Raw genomic sequence first — 20038 nt, 5'->3', positions numbered from 1 at the left:
GCTCAGAAGGCAAGGGTAACAAAGCGCGCGAACGAGCGGCAATGCGGTGAGCGCACAATAGTGCGAATAACGGACTGAGACTACGTCTTTTTCGACGGAGATTGGTAGATGCCAAGGATATTCCCAGCCGGGTCGAGGAAACGGGCGGTAATTTCCGGCGCGTCTCCACCAATGGACTGCACGATCGTTCCACCTTCTTCGAGGATCTTTTTGACCGTCGCTTCCGCATCCTCCACAAGGATGTAGGTGAGGATGCCAACAGCGGTGGAGGGTGGCCGACCGAGAATCCAGGAGCCGCTGACGTAGCCGGTCGCGTCATCGAATGCGGTGGAACCGTTACTCCGCCGACGTGTGGTCCAACCGAAGATCGAGGTGTAGAAGTGCGACGAGACGGCGATATCTCGCGCCGGAATCTCCATGTAGCAGATCTTGCCCTGCTTTTCAGAACTCATAAGTCTCCTCCTGAAAATTAGTAACAGGATGCTCCCAATCTGGATTACGGGCATACATTTTTGCGAACAATTCTCGAAGAGGAATATGGCGGGGATGCGGCTGAACCTTTTGAAGGTTTAGCCAAAATGGGACGACACCGGCTTTTCATGAAAATCTCCGAAAATCGATCCATTCGCGGTACACACTGCCCTGTTACTCTTGTCCGCATGCGTCCCCACATCCTCGCGACCTCCGCACTTTTCCTTGCCGCTGCGTGCCCATTTGTCTCTGCCCAGACGTCCCCGGTGGCCTCGCGTCTCGCTACCCAGAACGCACTCTTTGACGAGTCGTGGCAGGCGAGTCTCAAGATGAGTCCCACTCTGGCGACTTCGGTCGGCGACTACCGGTACAACGATCAACTGGGCGACTACTCCCTCGCCGCGATTGCCGCACGCCATCAGCGCGAAGTCTCGGACCTGGCTCGCATCAAGACCATCGATCCTACCGGCTTTCCGGAGCAGGACCTCATCTCCCACGATCTCTTCCTCCGCCAGCTCCAGCAGCGTGTCGAGGACTTCGACCTCAAAGAGTTCGAGATGCCGCTGAGCGCGTCCGGAGGCGGTGGGGGCATTCATGCCAGCCTCGCCGACCTTCCGCTTTCCATGCCCTTCGACTCCGTCAAACACTACGAGGACTACCTCTCCCGGCTCCGCCAGATACCTAAGGCCTTCCTCCAGGTCGAGGACGTCCTCCGCGCCGGAGTGAAAGATCATCTCCTTCCTGTCCGCTTCACCGCGGAGAAAATTCCCGGCCAGGCTGAAGGCGTCATCGCCGCCAATCCCTTCCTGATCCCGCTCAGGAAATTCCCAGCCAGCTTCTCAGACGCCGAGAAGAAGCGTCTCACGGATGAGATCACCTCCACCGTCAATAGCGAGGTCTTTCCCGCCTACAAGCAGTTCGCAGCGTTTGTGACCAAGGACTACATCCCCTACACGCGTACGACGCTTTCCATCAATTCTCTTGGCGGCGGCAAGCGCCGTTACCAGGCCACGCTCCGCCGCTTCACGACCACTGACCTCACCGCCGCACAGATCCACGAGATCGGCCTCAAAGAGGTCGACCGGATCAACGGAGAGATGGCTGCTCTCGCCAAGGCCAACGGCTACAGCGACCTTGCGAGCTTCCGCAATCACATCGAAAACGACCCCAAGTATCAGGCCGTCTCGGCGGATGCCATCGTCGAAGACTTCCGCAAGTACATCGCCCAGATGCAGCCGCACCTGCCTGAACTCTTCAATCTCCTGCCTAAGACGGCCGTAACGGTCGAGCCGATCCCGCCCTTCCAGGCGTCCGCTGCCACCCACTATCAAGGCGGAACTCCGGACGGGAAACGTCCTGGCCGCGTCTCCGTCGCCGTCTCCGACCCTACCCACCGCAGCTATATCAATGACGAAGCCATCGCCTATCATGAGGGCGTTCCCGGCCATCACCTTCAAATCAGCATCCAGCAGTCACTCACTGGCCTGCCCGAGTTTCGCAAACATGGTGGAAACTCCGCCTACACGGAAGGCTGGGGTCTCTACGCCGAAGAGCTTGGCAAGGAGATCGGCTTCTACCAGGATCCAGGGTCCGATTACGGCCGTCTTCGCTCGGAGCTCTTCCGCGCCGTGCGTCTGGTCGTAGACACCGGTATCCACGACATGGGCTGGAGCCGCGATCAGGTCGTGGAGTACATGCGCAACTCCCATGCCATCGACGAACCTACCATCCAGTCCGAAACCGACCGCTACATCTCCGGCCCGGGCCAGGCCTGCAGTTACAAGCTCGGCCAGCTCAAGATCCGTGAACTGCGGGAACGCTCCAAGTTGCAGCTAGGCCCCAAATTCGATCTCAAGACCTTCCATGACGAGGTCCTCTCCGGAGGAGCTCTCCCGCTGGACGTTCTGGATGCACGCATCGACCGCTGGATCAAAGGCCAGCTTCCCACTACCGCCAGCAACTGAGATCAGCGCCTTGTCCCCATCTCCTGAAAGGAAACGGGGACAAGGCTTCTGCTTCCTACTGCACCGTCCAGGACTTTGTACCGCTGCCGACGTTCTCCGTTTTGCCATTGGGCAAGGTGACTGTACCGGTAGTGTTTGCGGGAATCGTCACCGAGAACTTGTGTGCGCTCTGCTGCCAGTCAGTGGTGATGGTGCCATAGGTAGAGTCGTATTCCGCGTGGAGCTGCGGAAGAGCCGCGTCGAAGTGCGGCTGTATGGTGAGGTGGTGGTAGCCGGGGCCGGTCGTGTCCGTATCGATGCCCGCAGCGCGGCGGTAGACCCAGGCCATGACGGAGCCAAAGGCGTAGTGGTTGTAGGAGTTCATGCCGGGGTCGCCGGTGTCGCCGTTCCAGCGCTCCCACCAAGTGGTCGCACCCTTCTTCACCATGTACCCCCACGAGGGATACGTGTCCGAGAGAAGGAGTTTGAAGGCTACGTCGGAGCGGTTGTTTTCATCTAGAACAGAGAGCAAAAAGGGCGTACCGAGGAAGCCGGTAGTGAGATGCGTTCCGTGCGCTTCGATGTCTTTGACGGCGCGGTCCACCATGTTGGCACGGAGCGATGCGGGCGCGATGCCGGTGAAGACCGTGGCAAGATAGCTGGTCTGCGTATTGCCCGCAACGCTGCCGTCTTCTTTCACATAGGCAGCGCGGTAGGCAGCGGCGATCTGGTCATACTGCTGCTGATATTTTTTCGCATCGTCCGTGCGGTGGAGGGCGGTCGCCATCTCTGCCATCTCGTGCGCAATGAGGGCCCAGTAGGCTGTGCCGATCAGGTCTTTGGGCGTGTTCTGATCGGGCGCGAGCCAGTCAGCGTAGTTGTTGCCGAGGGCCTGCTGGCGGAGGTGGTTGGGGTTGCTCTTAAGGATGAAGTCCATCCAACGCTCCATCGCAGGCCAGGATTGTTCGACGAGGTTTGCATCGCCATACTGGAGCCACGCGGCGTAGGGGATAAAAACGCCTGCGTCACCCCATCCGGGTGCACCGGGCTTGGTAAGGCTGAGGACGTTCGGCGAGACGTCGGAGAAGGCGCCCTCTGGGTTTTGTGCATCCTCGACGTCGAGCATGAACTTGTGGCTGAAGGCATCGATATCGAAGTTATAGCTGCCGGTGCGCCAGAAGACTCCTGCGTCACCCATCCATCCAAGACGCTCGTCGCGCTGTGGGCAGTCGGTGGGAATGGAGACAAAGTTTCCGCGCTGACCCCATGCTCCAAGCTCGTTCATCTTATTAAGCGTTGCCGAAGAGCTGCTGAGACGGATCGAGGGTTTCGCGGGCAGGTTGTTGAAGACCAGACCCTCGATGGTGGCGAGGGTTGGCGGCGCGGCAGTGCCGGAGAACTCGACATAACGGAAGCCGTGGAAGGTGAAGGAGGGAGTATAGGTTTCATCGCCTTCACCGGAGAGGATGTAGGTGTCGGTTGCGTCGGCGTTGCGGAGGTTTTCTGTGTAGATGCTGCCGTCGGGATTGAGTCGTTCGGCAAAGCGCATCTTGATGACGGAGGCTCGCGGGCCGCTGACGTGGATGCGGATATTGCCCACCATATTCTGGCCCATATCATAGATCACGGGATGCGCGGAGTTCGCCGGATCGAGCGCGATGGGATGCAGGGTGATGGTGGTGTTGATGGGGAGATCCGGCTGCGCATTGAGAACCATGTCCGCGTTGAAGGGAGCGCCGACGGCGGCCGTCGTCCAGCTTGCGGCATTGAAGTTAGGGCTGCTCCAGCCTTTCTGGATAAGGCGCGCGTCGTAGGATTCTCCACCGTAGATCTCGGAGAAGGTGATGGGGGAAGTCGAGGTCAACCACGTGCTGTCTGTCGCAATGGTCTGATGCGTTCCGTCGGCGAGAGTGAGGTCAAGCTGCGCGCGGAGGAGGTTAGGGCCAGGCGTGACACGGATGGCAGTCCACGTCATAGGCGAGCTATACCATCCGCCACCGAGAATGGCTCCAATAGTATTCGCACCCTTGCTCACGAGAGACGTTACATCGTAGGTCTGGAACTGCGCGCGTTTGCGGAAGTCTGTCCAGCCTGGGGTAAGCAGATTGTTCGCCGCAACCGGTTTGCCGTTGATGAAGGCTTGATACGCTCCGAGCGCCGTGACGGTAAGGCGTGCGGACTGGACGGTGTTGGCCAGAGCAAAGTCTTTGCGCAACAGCGAAGCATTCGTGGAAACACGATCAGGTCCAGAAATAGCCTCTTCACGGTCGGTGCCGGTGCTGAAGTGCAGGGACATGGGCCCGATGGCCTGTGCAGGAGCCCAGGGACCTTCGGAGGTTTCGCGCGCCAGCCAATGCTCATCCGTCACGATACGCTGTTCGACGCCGTTGGCCGGAGTGATATGAATCGATGCGGCGACGGCTGCACGTGAGGTGTTGGCAGACCGGCTGCCGCGACGGGAGACTGCGTCCAGTTGAATTTCGTTGTCGCCTACATGCAGGAATCCGGAGATCTCTTCCTGATCGAAGGCGCTCCACTCATCGTGATGCCCTGTGACTTGGCCATTGACTCGTGCGATGACGCGGCCCGGAGCGAGAATATGCAGGCTGGCCGCTGCGGGTTTTGCGTCGAGATGCAGTTTGTAAAGGAAGTGGGCGGGTGAAGAAGCGAGCACTTTCTGCGGATCTACATGAGGCAGCCAGATCCAGCGAATCGTCGCCATCTCAGTTTCATCTGCCGGATCCTTGCGCATGATCCACTGGGCCTTCCAGTCGGAGGGAGACATGAGTCCTGTCTCAAAAAACGCGGGCGCAGAGGTCGTCGGCTTACCCTTGCTGTCCCATGTTTTGACGGCCCAGACGTAACGCTGCTGCGGCTTGAGCGCGGCTCCTGCATAGGCAATATTTACGGATTCGGAAGAAGAGACACGCCGCGAGTCCCAGACGTCTGCCTTGCCGGGCTTGAGGTTCTTCGCGTCGGTGGCCACGAGGATTTCGTAAGCAGACTGCGTCCAGTTGGGAGTCTTTGCGTCGCTCTGCCAGGAGAGCGTGGGGTGAGACGTGTCGATGCCGATAGGAGCATCGAGCGAGTTGGTGCGGAGATGGACCGGAGATGCAAAGGCCGTGGCGGCGAGTGTGGCAGAAAAGAGAAGTGCAGAGTACTTGTACATCTGGTCGTTACCCCAATGTTGAGTTGGGAACATAGTACCGATTGAAACCGGGATGCGCTATGTGACATAAGACCTACGTTCGACCAGAGCAAAAGCAATGCGCCGCCATCAAGAATATGGCGGCGCATCGGGTGTTGTATAGAACGGCTGCTTCCCTCGTGAATCTGTTTGTGCGCTCTGCGCGACCCCACCCTTTTGCGATAAAGCCGCGAAAGAATGGGGCACAGTTCTCTGGATTTTTGGCTATTTGGAGGCGGTGACGACGGGGCTGTCCATCATACGGGGCTGAAGGACGATGCCGTCGAAGAACGTGGCACCGACAAGATGGTCCCCGACCGGGCGGACGAAGCGCAGGTTCCAGCCGGACTCCATGTAAGTAAACTTCATGGCGGGAACGCTGATCGCGTAGACCAGCGTGGGACGGTTGTTGGTCACCAGGATGCGCTCGCCTGCCTTATCAAAAAAGATGTTGTTCACATCATTCAGATAGTTCTCGTGAACCTTCGTCCAGGTAGCGCCGTCATCCTTGGAGACAACGAGACCTTCGCGACCGCCGACCCAGATGCTTCCGGTGTCGTCCATGCTGAGCGCACGCATGAGCGAAATGCTGGGCGGAGCGGGAATCTCGTGCCAGTCCGCACCGCTGTTCGAAGAGAGGGCGAGCACCTTCAGACCGCCCACAACGACGCGGGTGCCCTGTACAGCGATGTTCCGCCACTCCTTGTTCTTGAGTGGCTCCACCGTCTGCCAACCGATACCGCCGGTTGGGGAGACGACGACGTTGTCGCCCGCTGCCGCATAGATCGTGTTTCCCGAAGACGCGAATGCGTAGACAGCACCGTCAAAGTGGACGGCTGGAGGCGGAGGGACTCGGCGAGCCACAGGAGCCTTCTTTGCTGGCGCACCCTTGCGTCGGGGAGGGGCCACGGGAGGAACGACGACAGGGCTGAGCAGCAGACCCGACTCCTTCCACTTTCCTGCTTCCAGACGGAAGATGCCGTGGCTGGTACCTGCGAGAAGGGTATCCTCCGCTGTACGAGTCAGGGCAAAGACATCGCGTCCCACAAGGCCATCGCTCTGTTGCGCCCACTTGATCCCACCGTCTGTGCTGGTAAAGACGCCACCGAAGGTCTTGTCGTTGACGACGCCAACGGCGAGTTCGGAGGGATTGGTGTGGCCAGCTGCAAAGGCCGTAATCTGCCGGGCGGAGAAGCCATTATTCGAAGCGTGGAAGCTGAAACCACCATCCTCCGCGATGACGATGCCACCACGATCAGTCGCGAGCAGAACGTGGTCCGGCTGCTTCGGGTCGACGAAGACGTCGTTGACGATGACTTCGTTGGCGGTGTTCCGGACCCAGGTCTTACCGGAGTCCGCGGTACGGAAGAGGCCTTCGGTAGTTCCCGCAAAGACGACATCGCTGCGCGTCGGGTCCTGCATTAAGACGCGCGTACGGCGAGCGGTCGAGGGAATTCCCTGCACCTTCTTGAACTGGACTCCGGCGGAGTCGCTCTTGTAGATACCGGAGCAGGCACTGGCGTAGACGACCTGGGGATTCTTCGGGTCGACGATGATCGAGAAGACATCGGAGTCGTCGATGATGCCTTCTTTGATGTTGTGCCAGTTAGCGCCGCCGTCGGAGGTCTTCCAGGGAAGATGCCAGGTACCGGCATAAATGGTCGAAGGATCCTTCGGATCGATCGCGATGGACTCAATCTCGTGCAGTTCCATGCTTCCAGCTGGTGTGATGAGCTTCCAGTCGTTGCCGCCGTCGGTTGAGCGATAAACGCCGTCCAGCGCGCCCGCGATCAGAATTTTGGGGTCCGACGGAGCGAAGCTCAGGGCAAGGACCGAGTGTCCCTGCATCTGCTTTGAGCTCGTCCAGCTCTTTCCGGAGTCCATGCTGGAGTAGATACCGCCATCAGGACGATCGATGACGTGAGCGCCGATGACGAGGTGCTTGGAGTTGGAGGGGTCGACAACGATGTTGTCGAGCACGAGATCGTCGCGCTGACCGACACGGGCAAGGCGCGTCCACTGCTTGCCACCATCGTGTGTGTCATAGATCCAGCCCGTCAAGGTGCCGAGATAGATATGGAGGTGGTCTGTCGGATCGCCAGCAAAGGCGCGGGCGTCTCCGCCTTCAGGACCGGTGGGAAGCCAGGGAGCCGCGGAAGCGTAGCTGGACAAGGCTAAAGTGAACGCAAGGACAGTAGAAGACAACAAGGGAAATCTAGGGTACTGCGGGGCCATACTCAATTCCTTTGGGTGGTGCGACTAAAACAAGTTTATTCCTTAACAGCACAAAGGCTGACCGGGAAATCCCAGTCAGCCTCAGGCTTGGTACGTGTGTGACTACTTCTTGTGGTGCTTTCTCGCGGTGCGGGGCTGAACCTTGATCGCGCTTTCGTCGACCGGGGTTCCTGCATCGCTCGCGGTGGCACCAGCTGGGACGAGGGTGGTGGTGACCGTCGTGTCATCAGCGGATCCGGTGTAGACCGAGATGCGCGACGGGTCGATGCCCTTTTCCGTAACCAGGTAGGCCTTGGTGTTGATGGCACGCTCAGCAGCAAGCTTGCCGCCCTTTTCGTTACCAGCCTTGTTGCCGGTCAGAATGACCTTGGCATCAGAGGTGCGCTGGAGGTTGAGAGCCACATCATCAAGGCAGGCCTTCGCTTCGTTGTCCACACGAGCCGGACGACGCTTGTCACGACCGAAGTTGATCGAGCAAAGAGCCGAGGTCGTGGGTGCAGGAGGAGCCGGAGGAGCAGAGACGTCGACCGAAGTAGTGGCCGAAGCGGTCTGCCCCTTATCGTCTACGACGTTGCAGGTGACAGTGATCGTACCTGGGCCAGCACCGGCGGTGGAGAGGGTTGCAGTGGCATCAGAGCCAGAGACCGAACCAGACGTCGCGCTGTAGCTATACGTCAGGGGGCGGTTCTGCGGGCTTACGCCAGATGCAGTGATGGTGGAGGAATCGCCAGGGCGAACCGAAGACGGGCTAGCCGAGCAGGTGACAGTGGGCGGCTCGAAGGCCTTGACCGTGAACGGCGCGACGCAATCGGCGAACTGGCCGACCTTGATACCCTGCGAGACATGACCCTTGGCGTTGTAGCTGCCAGCGGAGAGTGTCTTGGTGTCGACATTGGCCGTCGAAGACGTACCTGCAATCGTTCCACCGTCGGTGGTCCAGGTGTAGGTCGCATCCTTCTTGGGGTTCAGGTTGGTTGCGGTACCGGTGATGGTGATCGGGTCGCCAGGATAGGCGGTCATCGGGCTCGCTGTGCAGGCATAAAGGACTGGAGGCGGCGGGACGATGTGGCCGAAATGAACCAGAAGACCGGTGGAGAGCTGTGCGCCACCGAGGTTGGTGCGGCCGCCCATAACTCCGCCCGTTGGGGGAGGGGTGTAAGGACCGTACGACTCGTGGACATATACATAGTCAGCCTGGAAGAGGCGAAGACCGAAGCGGTGATTGAAGAACGGGAGGTCGTAGTCCATACCGCCGCCGGCCGTCAAGGACGGTCCCCAGCGATAGGGCTCGTGGTACAGGAAAACACCTTCGTTGTTCGGTCCGCCCAGTTTCGCCGCGCCTACGAGGCCGTGAGCGAAGAGAGTGAAGTTCTGCATCGGAGCACGGAAGATAGGACCCGCAGCGGCGATGAAGAGACCGTCATTCTTACCATCTGGATGAGCTGCAAAGGAGACTTCGCCGCCGACATACTTGTTGAAGTAGTAGGCGCCGCTGCCGATTGCACCGATATCGATGGAAGAGTAAGCGATATTCGCTGGCTTAACAGTGCCGTGAGCACCGAAGTAGGAATATCCCAGGAAAACATCCACCCGCGAAGGATTTGGGCCTGCGGGCGGGGCGGGCGTGGCTGCGGTGGTCTGCGCTCCCAGACTCATGACACCAAGACTGATGACGCTTGCAGCCAATACTGACCGGCCTAGCTTGCGAAACGGGCGTGAAAACATTCGACTTATCCTCCGCGGAAAATTGTTACTTATCTGATCGGACTCTCGTAGAGGAGCCCGGGGTTTGGTATCCCAATGCGTCTGAAGTGTAACGCAATTTCGCGCCAGGATCGGCTAAAATTGCGCAAGAAATGTTGAGTTTCAAAGACTTCGATGCGTTGTGGTCCGTTAAAGTTGTGACAATGCTTCAAACGAGGGGGTTATCTCGAAAGGTGCATCACCCAAGATTGAGAGTCCGCTTCATGCTGCCACGATCCTGTTGGATCTTTTCCTGCAGAAGTGTGATGGCATAAAGCAGTTGTTCGGGTCGGGGAGGGCAGCCCGGGACGTACAAGTCAACCGGAATAATCTGATTGACACCCTGCAAAAGCGCGTAGTTGTTGAAGACACCGCCTGAAGTAGCACAAGCACCCATGGAAATGACCCACTTCGGTTCAGGCATCTGCTCGTAGAGACGCCGAATGACCGGCGCCATCTTCTGCGAGACGCGTCCGGCGATGATCATCAGATCGCTCTGCCGGGGCGAGGGACGAAACACCTCGGCGCCGAAGCGTGCAATGTCGTAACGCGACCCCCCCATGCTCATCATCTCGATCGCGCAACAGGCGAGACCGAAGGTCATAGGCCACACCGAGTTCTTACGCACCCAGTTGATGGCCGCATCCATGGATGCGAGGACGATCCCCTCGGGCTGGTCATAACCCCAGGTCACTTCGCGTAGCTTTTCCTGATTTTTGCCGAAGCTGTCCAAGGTGCCAAAAATATAGCGGTCATGCTGCTGCGGCACCGCTGTGGGGCGTCCGTTGCTCGATGTCTCTGAAGTTGGTGAATTCATGCTTGTCACTTCAATATATGCGAGTGTCTTTTGAACGGCGCATATATTTTCCTCTACTTAGCTTCGGACGCACACCAAAGTGCAATCGTTGCTCAAGAGCAAACGATTTTCGTTACAGGCTCCTCAACAGATATCGGAACACGCGAAGTGCATTTTCATTAGGGCGCTTTTATACAAGAACGATGACTTCCGGTATCCACTGCGGGGAACTCCAGGCGAAAGCGCATCCACGTAATCTTTCCGAGAGGCGAGCTATGAGGGCCAGATGGCTGCTCGACGACGTGGGCCGTTGTGCTGAAGTGTGAGGCCACAGCAGCAGCCATTACGAACTGATCCCCGGTTCCCCCAATCAGATGAGCGTCCAGGATCGTGAAGATCGCGGGCGATGCCGCTGCACTGAGTGCGATGAGGCGGGCCATCGCCGCGGATTGCTCTGCAGTCGGTTTTGCGCCTGAGGCCTTGATGAGGTTGTAATCCGCCACGGCCTGACGCATCTTCTCCGCCGAATCGAAGTATTGAAATCGACGCGGATTCCAGCCAATCGCGTCTTGCGCACGGAAGGCAAAGTCCGTGGAGATAAGAATCGGATTGGGCGAATCGTAGGGCGGTGTGGCTAGGCCCGCGAAATCATAGGCAGAACGCGGAAGGTCCCGGGGAAGGACACGGATGATCCAGCCCGAAGGAATATTCTCCAACAGAAAATCAAGTTGCCCTGGGCCCGGGTGAGAAAAGCTTTGCCCCTCGCTCACCTCTCCTTCAAAGCTGAGGCCGCACGCCGGAGCCGAGGATAGGCCCGACGCCTTACGAGATAGGACAGACGCCCTAAAAGAAGTCGCGAAGAGCAACAAGAATGCGACTATTTTTATATTCATTTTGGACGATGGACATTGCAATCGATTGACTCTTGCCTGGGACGTTCTGTTGTGTTGTACAGTAAAACGAATAAGTTGCGCCATTCTGCAACAAATGCGCTCCCCCGCGCTCTGCTCGCTCCGTCGTAAATCTTCCATTTTTCTGACTTTTCTACCAGCACTTTTCGAACCGGTGAACTGACACTATGGACCTTCGCTCTCGCAGACTTTCGTCTTCTTTCCCCTTCTCTTCGCATTCGCCTTCCCGTGGTTTCAGATCGCGGATTGCGCGTCTTCTGTTCGTTCTTTGCCTGGGCCTTGCCGTGTCCGGCACAGTACTGGCGCAGACACAGGGTGATCGTATTGCTGCGCTCGAAAAGCAGGTGGCAGACGCCAAAACTGCGGTTGTATCGGCACAGAGCGCGGGCGACAACGCGTGGATGCTGGTCTCTGCGGCTCTGGTTCTCATGATGAGCGGACCCGGCCTGGCGTTGTTCTACGGCGGTCTGGTACGGAAGAAGAACATCCTGGGCACGATGATGCAGACCTTCGCCATGATGGCCATCATCACCGTCCTGTGGGCGTTAATTGGATACTCCCTTGCCTTTGGCGTGAACAATGGCGTGTCGGGAAGTTTCATCGGTGGATTCAGTAACGCGCTTCTGCACGGCGTAGGCCTGGTGCCGGACGGCGTCTACGTCACCACCATTCCTCTGCAGACCTTCATGGTCTATCAGTTGATGTTCGCCATCATCACCCCGGCATTGATCACGGGTGCGTTTGCCGAACGCATGAAGTTTTCGGCGATGCTCCTGTTCCTGACCCTGTGGGCGATCTTTGTGTACAGCCCGATGGCGCATATGGTCTGGGGCCAGCATGGTCTGCTCAACGCAGCGTTGGGCGGTAAGTTCCCCACGCTTGACTTCGCCGGCGGCACCGTAGTCCATGTCACGAGCGGCGTTTCGGCGCTGGTGACTTGCCTTTATCTGGGCAAGCGAGTCGGCTATCCCAAAGAGCCCATGCCTCCACATTCGGTGGTGTTGAGCTTTGTGGGCGCCTGCCTTCTGTGGGTTGGCTGGTTCGGCTTCAACGCAGGCAGCGCGCTGGCGGCCAACGGCCTTGCCACCTCGGCGTTCGTGGCCACGCACTTTGCAGCAGCGGCGGCGGCTATTAGCTGGAGCGCGGCGGAGTGGATGAAGAACGGCAAGCCCACGGCACTGGGAGCTATCTCTGGCGCGGTGGCCGGACTGGTCGGCATCACCCCGGCGGCGGGATTTGTCACTCCAATGTCCGCAATTGCCATCGGTCTGATCACGGGAGCCTTCTGCTTCTTCATGGTCTTCATCGTGAAGATGAAGTTTGGCTATGACGACTCCCTGGATGCGTTTGGCGTCCATGGAGCGGGTGGAACAATCGGTGCGATTCTGACGGGTATTTTTGCAAATAGCGCCATCAACCCGATCTTCGGTGCTGGCAAGGCGACGGGCCTCTTGGAAGGCAACGGCAAGCAAGTACTGAACCAGTTTGTCGGCATTGCGCTGGCCTGGGGCATCTCAATTGTTGGAACGCTGATTCTTCTGTTCCTCGTAGATAAGTTGATCGGTTTGCGCGTCTCAGAAGAAGACGAACGCGAAGGCCTCGACTTGTCCCAGCACGGCGAAGAGGGATACCACGCCGAAATGTCGTCGCACTAAACTTCATCGCCTGCGGACAGATGTGTTCGGGGCAATGCACAATGGGTTTGATTTAGGGCAAACGGTTTCGGCCGGACGAGCCAACGAGGAAACGAGACAATGCAGAAGATTGAAGCAGTGATTCAGCCTGGGAAACTAGACGCCGTCAAAGAGGCTCTGGTGGAAATCGGCATCGACGGTATGACCATCGTGGAAGCACGTGGGCATGGACGCCAGAAGGGCCACACGGAGTTCTACCGGGGCCGCGAATACTCCGTCGACCTCTTGCCGAAGATCAAGCTGGAAGTGGTCACGACGGACGAGATGGCTGAGAAGGTCGTGCAGGCGATCGTCACGGCCGCGCAGACTGGCGCAATTGGCGACGGTAAAATCTTTTTGAGCCGAATCGATGATGCCATTCGTATTCGCAACGAAGACCGTGGAGACCTGGCGCTTTAGGCTGCTTCTCCTGTTGCCGGACACCCTGGTCCGGAGAGCAGTCAATTTCACCGGATGTTTCGCAGATGAATGGACGGTGAGCGACGATGGATCGAGATGCCTCCAAGGAAGCCGGAACGGCTTCCGCTGCAGGATTGACGTATCAGCGGGCCACAGACGACATCCGTGCGGAGTTTGAGCACGGAAAGTCCGGCCGTAACGCCATTGCTGCACGGACGGCTGCGGCAGATACTCTCGTTCTCGCCCTGTGGGCCGCCGCGCAGAAGGAAAATCGCCAGGCCACGGAGTCGATTGCCCTCTTCGCCACCGGCGGCTACGGACGCAAGGAACTCTTCCCTCTCTCCGATTTGGATCTCCTCTTTGTTTTGCGCGACGGCGGACAGGAAAAGCTCGCCAAGCCTGCGATCCGCAAGGTCTGCCAGCAGCTGTGGGACGCGGGTGTGCGCGTTTCCCCGGTAACGCGGGCGCTCGCCGAGTGCGACCGCTTCGATCCGGACAACCTCGAATTCACCCTTTCTCTCTTGAACCTTCGCCCCCTCACAGGGGACGAAGCCATGACCTACAAGCTCCGTCGGGAGATGCTGCCTCGCCTCATCGAACAGGAGCGGCGTGCGCTTTTTACAGGGCTGGCGGCGTTGACCCGCGAACGCCACGCGCGCTACGGCAACACACTCTTCCACCTGGAACCAAATATCAAGGACTGCCCCGGCGGCTTGCGCGATGCCAACGTCTGCGGCTGGATCCGGATTCTGACGGAGAGCTTCGTCACCGATGCCAGCAGGGAGCAGGCACTCCCCAAGGTGTTTCGTGGAGCGACCGCCGTCGCCGAGGCTCCCATACCCGCGGAAGAGACGCGCGAGTTTACCGCCGCGTTTGATTTTCTGGCTTCGGTACGGTGTTTCCTGCATCTGCGTAATGGCCGCGACACGAACACGCTGGACTGGAAGAGCCAGGACGCAGCCGCTGCTGCGGGTGTCGGCATCGACCGTGGAGCTGGACAAGCGGACGCAGCCTACTGGATGCAGATCTACTTTCGCCATGCGCGCACAATCGAACGAATGCTTCTGCAGAGGATGGATGAACTGCCGCAGGAGAGCTCGCTTTTGGACAAGCTGCCGCAGGCGTTTCGCCGCAAATCGGTTTTGAGCGGTGAGGGCTTTCGTGTGGACCGTGGCCGTCTGGTGCTGGATGCCGCAGTGAACGGCGAAGACCCCGCGCGTGATCCGGACATCGTTCTGCAGGTCTTCGAGGCAATGGCGAAGACTGGGGTGCGCATTGCTGCGGATACGGAGAACCGGCTGGAGGGCGCGCTTCCTATCCTCTCGGCGCACCTCGAAGAGGGGCCGGGGCTCTGGAACCATCTGCGAACGATCCTGTGCGGTCGGCATGCCGGAGCGGCGTTGCGCTCCATGCATGCCATGGGCATTCTGGAGCTAATGGTACCCGAGTTTCACGCCATCGATGCCTTGGTGATTCGCGATGCGTATCACCGCTACACGGTGGATGAACATACCTTCGTCCTCATCGATACACTGCATGGGCTGGAAAGCACGCCCACAGCACCTACCGCGATGGAGGCGTGGCGCGCGCCGTTCTATGCCATCCAGAAAGACCTGGAGCATCCCGAACTGCTCTACCTCGCTGCCCTGCTGCACGACACAGGCAAGGGTCGCAGCACGGGGGAGCATACGATCGAGAGCGCGCGGATGGCGTTGAGTGTTCTCAGTCGTCTGGAGTTGGACGCGTATGAACGCCCGCTGGTCCTCGGCCTGATCGAAAACCACCTGGAGATGTCTGCGGCGCTGCGGCGCGACATCTTTGACGCGGAGACGGTGCGCGCCTTTGCGTCCAAGGTGCAGACGCCAGAAGAGCTGCGCATGCTCACGCTCTTTACCTATGCCGACATCAACGCGGTGCACCCGGATGCGTTGACGCCTTGGAAAGCCGAAAATCTCTGGCGGCTGTACATTGCGACGTCGAACCATCTAGATCGCAATATCGACGATGAGCGCGTGGATTCGCGCGTTTCTAGCGAACTTGTGCACCGCGTCACAGGTCTGCTTCCCGGAAAAACGAAGGAAGTACTGGCCTTTCTGGAGGGCTTTCCACAACGCTATTTGAGGACGCGTTCTCCCGAGCAGATTCGGACGCACTTCGACATGGCGAGCCGCCTGGAAGACGACGCTGTCCAGCTTGACTTCCACTATTCGCCCGAGCGCAGCGACGTGACTCTGGTCACACGCGACCAGGCGATGCTGTTTGCGCGGGTGGCTGGAGCGCTCGCGGGATGGGGCATGAATATCGTGACCGCCGACGCATTTTCGAACGCACAGGGCATTGTTGTAGACACCTTCCGGTTTACGGACAGCTATCGCACGCTGGAGATGAATCCGCAGGAGCATGCGCGTTTTGTGAAGAGTGTGCATGACGCCATGTTGGCCGAAGGCGCAGCTGATCGAATGCTGGCCAGTCGCAAGCGAACGCGCAAGAATGCTCCTCTGGTCACGGTCGATACCAAAGTCGAGTTTGATACGAAATCGTCGACACACAGCACGTTATTACAGGTGATCGCACAGGACACACCCGGCCTGTTGCATGCGCTGGCTGTCACACTTGGCGAAGCTCGATGCAACATCGAAGTCGCCGTGATCGACACCGAGGGCGAGACCGCGATCGACGTCTTCTACCTCACGCGCGAGGGTCAGCCGTTACCCGATGGAGACCTGGAAGAGATCTGCGAGCGCGTGAAGGCAGCGATTTTAGCCAACTCCGCCGCTTAGAATCGCCGGCTGTTTTTGTAGAAGCTCTGTCACGATAGAACCCCATTCGTCCTCGAGAGTGGCTGTGCTGACCGGCCTGTCGGCTCGGCGATACCAATACGTGGCGTTGAACTCATCGCCTTCCTTGCGATGCAGGTAGGCGTGAACCCATGCGCCGTCTGGCGTTTCGATGTCCTGCGCCAGTTCGTGTGCGCTCTGCCAGTCGCTGTGCACATCCTGCCAGAGCGCCTGCAACAACAGGCTGTACGCGGAGGCTTCCTGGCGGTTCAGGTTACGGAACTCTTCGCTGGTCATAGAAGAAGCGGCTCCTTCGTGCCGTCAAGACGTGCTCAGTGAGTAAGATGTCCATGTGGCCGAAACAGATCAAGACGCTTTATTACAAGTACGTGGTCTGACCAAGACTTATACCACCGGCCGTGGGACGTTGGAACTCTTTCGCGACCTGAATTTCACGGTGCGGACTGGTGAGCTGGTCGCAATCGTGGGCGAGAGCGGCGCGGGCAAGAGCACGCTGCTGCACATGATGGCGGCCCTGGATACGCCCACTTCGGGCGACGTTACGGTGAGCGGAATTTCCCTGGGAGCACTCAGCGGACGGGCGCAGTCAGAGTTTCGCAACCGCCAGATCGGATACGTCTGGCAGTTCCATTACCTATTGCCGGAGTTTACGGCGGAAGAGAACGTGGCGATGCCTCTGCTGGCGCGCGGCATAGGACGGAGCGAGGCCCTGTCCCGTGCCCGCCGCTGGCTGGCCGAGGTGGAGCTGGCTGACCGGGCGGATCACCGTAGCGGCGAGCTGAGCGGCGGCGAACAGCAGCGGGCTTCGCTGGCGCGAGCTCTGGTAACGGAGCCGAAGCTGTTGCTGGCGGACGAGCCAACCGGCGATCTGGACGGACGAACCGGTGAAGTCGTCTTTTCGCTGATCGAGCGGCTGCATCGGGAGCATGGTTTGACCAGCGTTTTAGTGACGCACAACCAGACCTTTGCCGCCCGATGCGACCGGCAACTACGACTTTCGTCCGGTTTGTTGGTCGGGTAAAAGAGAGTTTAGCTACCGATTTCAACAGGCAAGCGTCGAAAGACTATTCAGAAGCATCTAGAGACTGATACCGTATCGCAAACGCGAAATCGGGCGATCTGCACACAACACGATGCAGGTTGTAAAATAGATCTAAAGATGTGGGAAGGGGCACCGCGCCGCTAATGTGGCAAAGTACCCGGCCTTAATGTTCCTGCATCTGCTGGCTGTTTTTTGCAAGCGGTGCAGGAAAGAGCAAGGAACCAACGGCTGGCACGCGACATACTCGCCGCGCGGCAGACTGAGGGGGAACATGTTCGAACGCTATACAGAAAAAGCGCGACGCGTAATTTTCTTTGCGCGTTACGAGGCCAGCCAGTTTGGGTCGCCCTACATCGAGACCGAGCACCTGCTTTTGGGCCTGCTTCGCGAAGACAAGGCACTCACCAACCGCTTCCTGCGCTCCCACGCATCGGTAGAGTCGATCCGGAAACAGATCGAGGGCCACACGACGATTCGGGAGAAGGTGTCGACTTCGGTCGATCTGCCGCTTTCGAACGAGTGCAAGCGCGTTCTGGCGTATGCGGCGGAAGAAGCTGAACGACTTTCCCATAAACACATCGGCACGGAACACCTCCTGCTGGGCCTGTTGCGCGAAGAAAAGTGCTTCGCTGCCGAGATTCTGCAGGAACGTGGCTTGCGCCTCCCCGCCATTCGCGAGGAGTTGCAGCGCACAACGCAGGAGAAGCCCGCCCCCAATCAGAAGCAGGCGCGCAACGCCGGAAGCGGCGGCGAACAAAGCATGCTGGCGGAGTTTTCCCGCGATCTGACGCAGGCCGCAGCGGATCAGCAGCTCGATCCCCTCGTCGGGCGCGATCCTGAGCTGGAGCGCGTCATCCAGATCCTCTGCCGCCGGACGAAGAACAACCCCGTCCTGATCGGCGAACCCGGCGTCGGCAAAACGGCCATCGTCGAGGGCCTCGCACAGAAGATCGCCGACGGCGATGTTCCCAGCTTTCTCGCCGACAAGCGCGTGCTCTCTTTGGACCTCTCGCTCATCGTGGCGGGAACGAAGTATCGCGGCCAGTTTGAAGAGCGCCTGAAGACCATCATGAAAGAGTTGATGGAAAACCAGAACTGCATCGTCTTCATTGACGAGCTGCATACGCTGGTAGGTGCTGGATCGGCGGAGGGTTCGCTCGATGCGGCGAACATCCTGAAGCCTGCGCTTTCGCGTGGAGAGATCCAATGCGTTGGAGCGACGACCCCTGCAGAGTATCGCAAATCGATTGAGAAAGACCGCTCGCTGGAACGGCGCTTCCAGGCCGTCAAGGTGCCGCCTCCCAACGAGGAAGATGCCATCAAAATCATCATGGGCATCAAGGAGAAGTACGAGAAGTTTCATGCCGTGAGTTACACGGATGAAGCCATTCTCTTCTCCGTCTCGCACTCGAACCGCTACATTCCCGACCGCTTCCTGCCGGACAAAGCCATCGATCTGATCGACGAGGCTGGCGCTCGCGTCAAGTTGCGGCAGTCTTCCCTTCCCGAGGAGTTGACCGAGGTCCAGAAGCGTATCAAGTTCATCGTGCACCGCATGGAAAACGCCATTGCGAATCACGAGTTCGAAAAGGCGCGTTTCTACTCGGATGAGGAGCGTAAAGAGCGTGAAAATTTGCGCGCCCTTCGCGACAAGTACCACCTCGACGATTCGAGCGCGGGCATCGTGACGAAAGAAGACATCGAAGATGTCGTCTCGCGCTGGACTGGCGTACCGATTACGGCGATCAAGGAAGAAGAGACCGCCAAGCTCATGCGTGTGGAAGAAGAACTGCATAAGCGTGTGATCTCTCAGGAGAAGGCCATCAGCGCTCTCGCCCGTGCGATCCGCCGCTCGCGTGCAGGTCTCAAGAATCCGGCGCGTCCGATTGGCAGCTTCCTGTTCCTCGGGCCTACGGGCGTCGGCAAGACGGAGATGGCACGTACGCTCGCCCAGTTCCTCTTTGGCAGCGAGAAGAGCCTGATCCGGTTCGATATGTCGGAGTTCATGGAGAAGCACTCGGTCTCCAAGCTGATCGGTTCGCCTCCGGGCTACGTCGGCTACGAGGAAGGCGGTCAGTTGACGGAGCGCGTGAAGCGTTCGCCGTACTCGATCGTTCTGCTCGACGAGATCGAAAAGGCGCATCCGGATGTCTTCAACATTCTGCTGCAGGTCTTTGAAGATGGTCATCTGACAGACGGCCTCGGCAACCAGGTCGACTTCAAGAACACGATCATCATCATGACCTCGAATATCGGTGCCAAGCACCTCCAGAAGCGCGAGGGACTGGGCTTCCAGAGCAGCAAGGAAGACCTGATCCTCGAGAAGATGGAAGAGCTCGTGAAGGGCGAAGTGAAGCGTACGTTCAATCCGGAGTTCCTCAACCGTATCGACGAGACGATTATCTTCACCTCGCTGTCGGATGGAGATCTGATCCAGATCCTCGAACTGCTCGTCCAGCAGTTGAATCAGAACCTTGTGCATAAAGCGATCACGATCTCCGTGACCGACGAGGCCAAGAAGTGGATTCTGGAGAAGACGCTGGTCGACCGTACCTACGGTGCACGTCCGCTGCGCAGGGCCCTGCAGAAGTATGTAGAGGATCCTCTGTCAGAGGCGCTCATCGGAGGTGGCATCAAGGAACGGCCTGCTTTCCTCGAGGTCTACCTGGATGTCGACAAGCTTTTCTATCGCCCCATCGTTGGAGAAGGCACGGTAGAAAAAACCGAAGGCGCGGCACTGCAGATCGTCTGATGCTGCCATTGAAACCAAAAGAAGGGAGCCGCGAGCGGCTCCCTTCTTTGTTTGCGGATGTGTAAAG

At 58.7% G+C, this 20038-nt stretch carries 13 protein-coding genes; 6 read left to right on the top strand and 7 right to left on the bottom strand.

What is annotated here, in order from left to right; translation table 11 throughout:
* Positions 1 to 80 precede the first annotated feature (80 nt).
* Positions 81 to 452, bottom strand: a complete 372-nt coding sequence (locus ACIPR4_RS04980) for a VOC family protein (protein WP_013567565.1) — start codon at positions 450 to 452, stop codon at positions 81 to 83.
* A gap of 147 nt (positions 453 to 599) precedes the next feature.
* Between ACIPR4_RS04980 and ACIPR4_RS04975 the strand changes: the two genes are divergently transcribed.
* Positions 600 to 2435 (top strand): DUF885 domain-containing protein, encoded by a 1836-nt coding sequence (locus ACIPR4_RS04975; RefSeq protein WP_013567564.1) that lies wholly within the window; start codon positions 600 to 602, stop codon positions 2433 to 2435.
* A 55-nt stretch (positions 2436 to 2490) separates the two neighbouring features.
* On the opposite strand, the gene ACIPR4_RS04970 is transcribed toward ACIPR4_RS04975, so the two are convergent.
* From ACIPR4_RS04970 to ACIPR4_RS04950, 5 genes are all read right to left on the bottom strand, one after another.
* The gene (locus tag ACIPR4_RS04970) at positions 2491 to 5616 is read right to left on the bottom strand and encodes a family 78 glycoside hydrolase catalytic domain (protein WP_245536457.1); all 3126 of its coding nucleotides are present in this window, start codon (positions 5614 to 5616) and stop codon (positions 2491 to 2493) included.
* A 210-nt stretch (positions 5617 to 5826) separates the two neighbouring features.
* On the bottom strand, positions 5827 to 7836 hold the full coding sequence (locus ACIPR4_RS04965; protein ID WP_013567562.1) for a WD40/YVTN/BNR-like repeat-containing protein: 2010 nt from the start codon (positions 7834 to 7836) through the stop codon (positions 5827 to 5829).
* 102 nt (positions 7837 to 7938) lie between these two features.
* Positions 7939 to 9561, bottom strand: coding sequence for an OmpA family protein (locus tag ACIPR4_RS04960; RefSeq protein WP_013567561.1), 1623 nt, complete (start codon positions 9559 to 9561; stop codon positions 7939 to 7941).
* Between the two features lie 217 nt (positions 9562 to 9778).
* A complete protein-coding gene (locus tag ACIPR4_RS04955) occupies positions 9779 to 10396 on the bottom strand; it encodes an NADH-quinone oxidoreductase subunit B (protein ID WP_013567560.1) in 618 nt (205 codons plus the stop codon).
* A 158-nt stretch (positions 10397 to 10554) separates the two neighbouring features.
* Positions 10555 to 11145 carry a hypothetical protein gene (locus ACIPR4_RS04950; protein WP_041585926.1) on the bottom strand — a complete coding sequence of 197 codons (591 nt, stop codon included), beginning with the start codon at positions 11143 to 11145 and terminating at the stop codon, positions 10555 to 10557.
* 308 nt (positions 11146 to 11453) lie between these two features.
* On the opposite strand from ACIPR4_RS04950, the gene ACIPR4_RS04945 reads away from it, so the two are divergent.
* The 3 genes from ACIPR4_RS04945 to glnD all read left to right on the top strand — a co-directional run bounded on the left by ACIPR4_RS04945 (position 11454) and on the right by glnD (position 16159).
* On the top strand, positions 11454 to 12941 hold the full coding sequence (locus tag ACIPR4_RS04945; protein WP_013567558.1) for an ammonium transporter: 1488 nt from the start codon (positions 11454 to 11456) through the stop codon (positions 12939 to 12941).
* A 99-nt stretch (positions 12942 to 13040) separates the two neighbouring features.
* Positions 13041 to 13379, top strand: coding sequence for a P-II family nitrogen regulator (locus tag ACIPR4_RS04940; protein ID WP_013567557.1), 339 nt, complete (start codon positions 13041 to 13043; stop codon positions 13377 to 13379).
* Between the two features lie 86 nt (positions 13380 to 13465).
* Positions 13466 to 16159 (top strand): [protein-PII] uridylyltransferase, encoded by a 2694-nt coding sequence (gene glnD, locus ACIPR4_RS04935; RefSeq protein WP_013567556.1) that lies wholly within the window; start codon positions 13466 to 13468, stop codon positions 16157 to 16159.
* Here glnD and ACIPR4_RS04930 read toward each other — a convergent pair.
* Entirely contained in the window at positions 16139 to 16453 is a 315-nt protein-coding gene (locus ACIPR4_RS04930; RefSeq protein WP_013567555.1) for a hypothetical protein, read from the bottom strand. The genes glnD and ACIPR4_RS04930 overlap by 21 nt on opposite strands.
* Before the next feature lie 55 nt (positions 16454 to 16508).
* Between ACIPR4_RS04930 and ACIPR4_RS04925 the strand changes: the two genes are divergently transcribed.
* Positions 16509 to 17198 carry an ABC transporter ATP-binding protein gene (locus ACIPR4_RS04925; RefSeq protein ID WP_013567554.1) on the top strand — a complete coding sequence of 230 codons (690 nt, stop codon included), beginning with the start codon at positions 16509 to 16511 and terminating at the stop codon, positions 17196 to 17198.
* Positions 17199 to 17490: 292 nt separating this feature from the next.
* The gene (locus ACIPR4_RS04920; RefSeq protein WP_013567553.1) at positions 17491 to 19971 is read left to right on the top strand and encodes an ATP-dependent Clp protease ATP-binding subunit; all 2481 of its coding nucleotides are present in this window, start codon (positions 17491 to 17493) and stop codon (positions 19969 to 19971) included.
* Positions 19972 to 20038 lie beyond the last annotated feature (67 nt).

This window comes from Terriglobus saanensis SP1PR4 (genome assembly GCF_000179915.2).
In the GTDB taxonomy this organism is placed as follows: Bacteria; Acidobacteriota; Terriglobia; order Terriglobales; family Acidobacteriaceae; genus Terriglobus; species Terriglobus saanensis.
Note: the sequence above shows the minus strand (reverse complement) of the source record. Positions and strands in the feature narration are given on the sequence as shown.

Excerpts from the sequence above, each read along its gene's own strand:
- ACIPR4_RS04960 (WP_013567561.1), bottom strand. The coding sequence starts at position 9,561 with ATGTTTTCACGCCCGTTTCGCAAGCTAGGCCGGTCAGTATTGGCTGCA.
- ACIPR4_RS04940 (WP_013567557.1), top strand. The coding sequence starts at position 13,041 with ATGCAGAAGATTGAAGCAGTGATTCAGCCTGGGAAACTAGACGCCGTC.
- ACIPR4_RS04965 (WP_013567562.1), bottom strand. The coding sequence starts at position 7,836 with ATGGCCCCGCAGTACCCTAGATTTCCCTTGTTGTCTTCTACTGTCCTT.
- ACIPR4_RS04930 (WP_013567555.1), bottom strand. The coding sequence starts at position 16,453 with ATGACCAGCGAAGAGTTCCGTAACCTGAACCGCCAGGAAGCCTCCGCG.
- glnD (WP_013567556.1), top strand. The coding sequence starts at position 13,466 with ATGGATCGAGATGCCTCCAAGGAAGCCGGAACGGCTTCCGCTGCAGGA.
- ACIPR4_RS04970 (WP_245536457.1), bottom strand. The coding sequence starts at position 5,616 with ATGTTCCCAACTCAACATTGGGGTAACGACCAGATGTACAAGTACTCT.
- ACIPR4_RS04975 (WP_013567564.1), top strand. The coding sequence starts at position 600 with ATGAAAATCTCCGAAAATCGATCCATTCGCGGTACACACTGCCCTGTT.
- ACIPR4_RS04955 (WP_013567560.1), bottom strand. The coding sequence starts at position 10,396 with ATGAATTCACCAACTTCAGAGACATCGAGCAACGGACGCCCCACAGCG.
- ACIPR4_RS04945 (WP_013567558.1), top strand. The coding sequence starts at position 11,454 with ATGGACCTTCGCTCTCGCAGACTTTCGTCTTCTTTCCCCTTCTCTTCG.
- ACIPR4_RS04920 (WP_013567553.1), top strand. The coding sequence starts at position 17,491 with ATGTTCGAACGCTATACAGAAAAAGCGCGACGCGTAATTTTCTTTGCG.
- ACIPR4_RS04980 (WP_013567565.1), bottom strand. The coding sequence starts at position 452 with ATGAGTTCTGAAAAGCAGGGCAAGATCTGCTACATGGAGATTCCGGCG.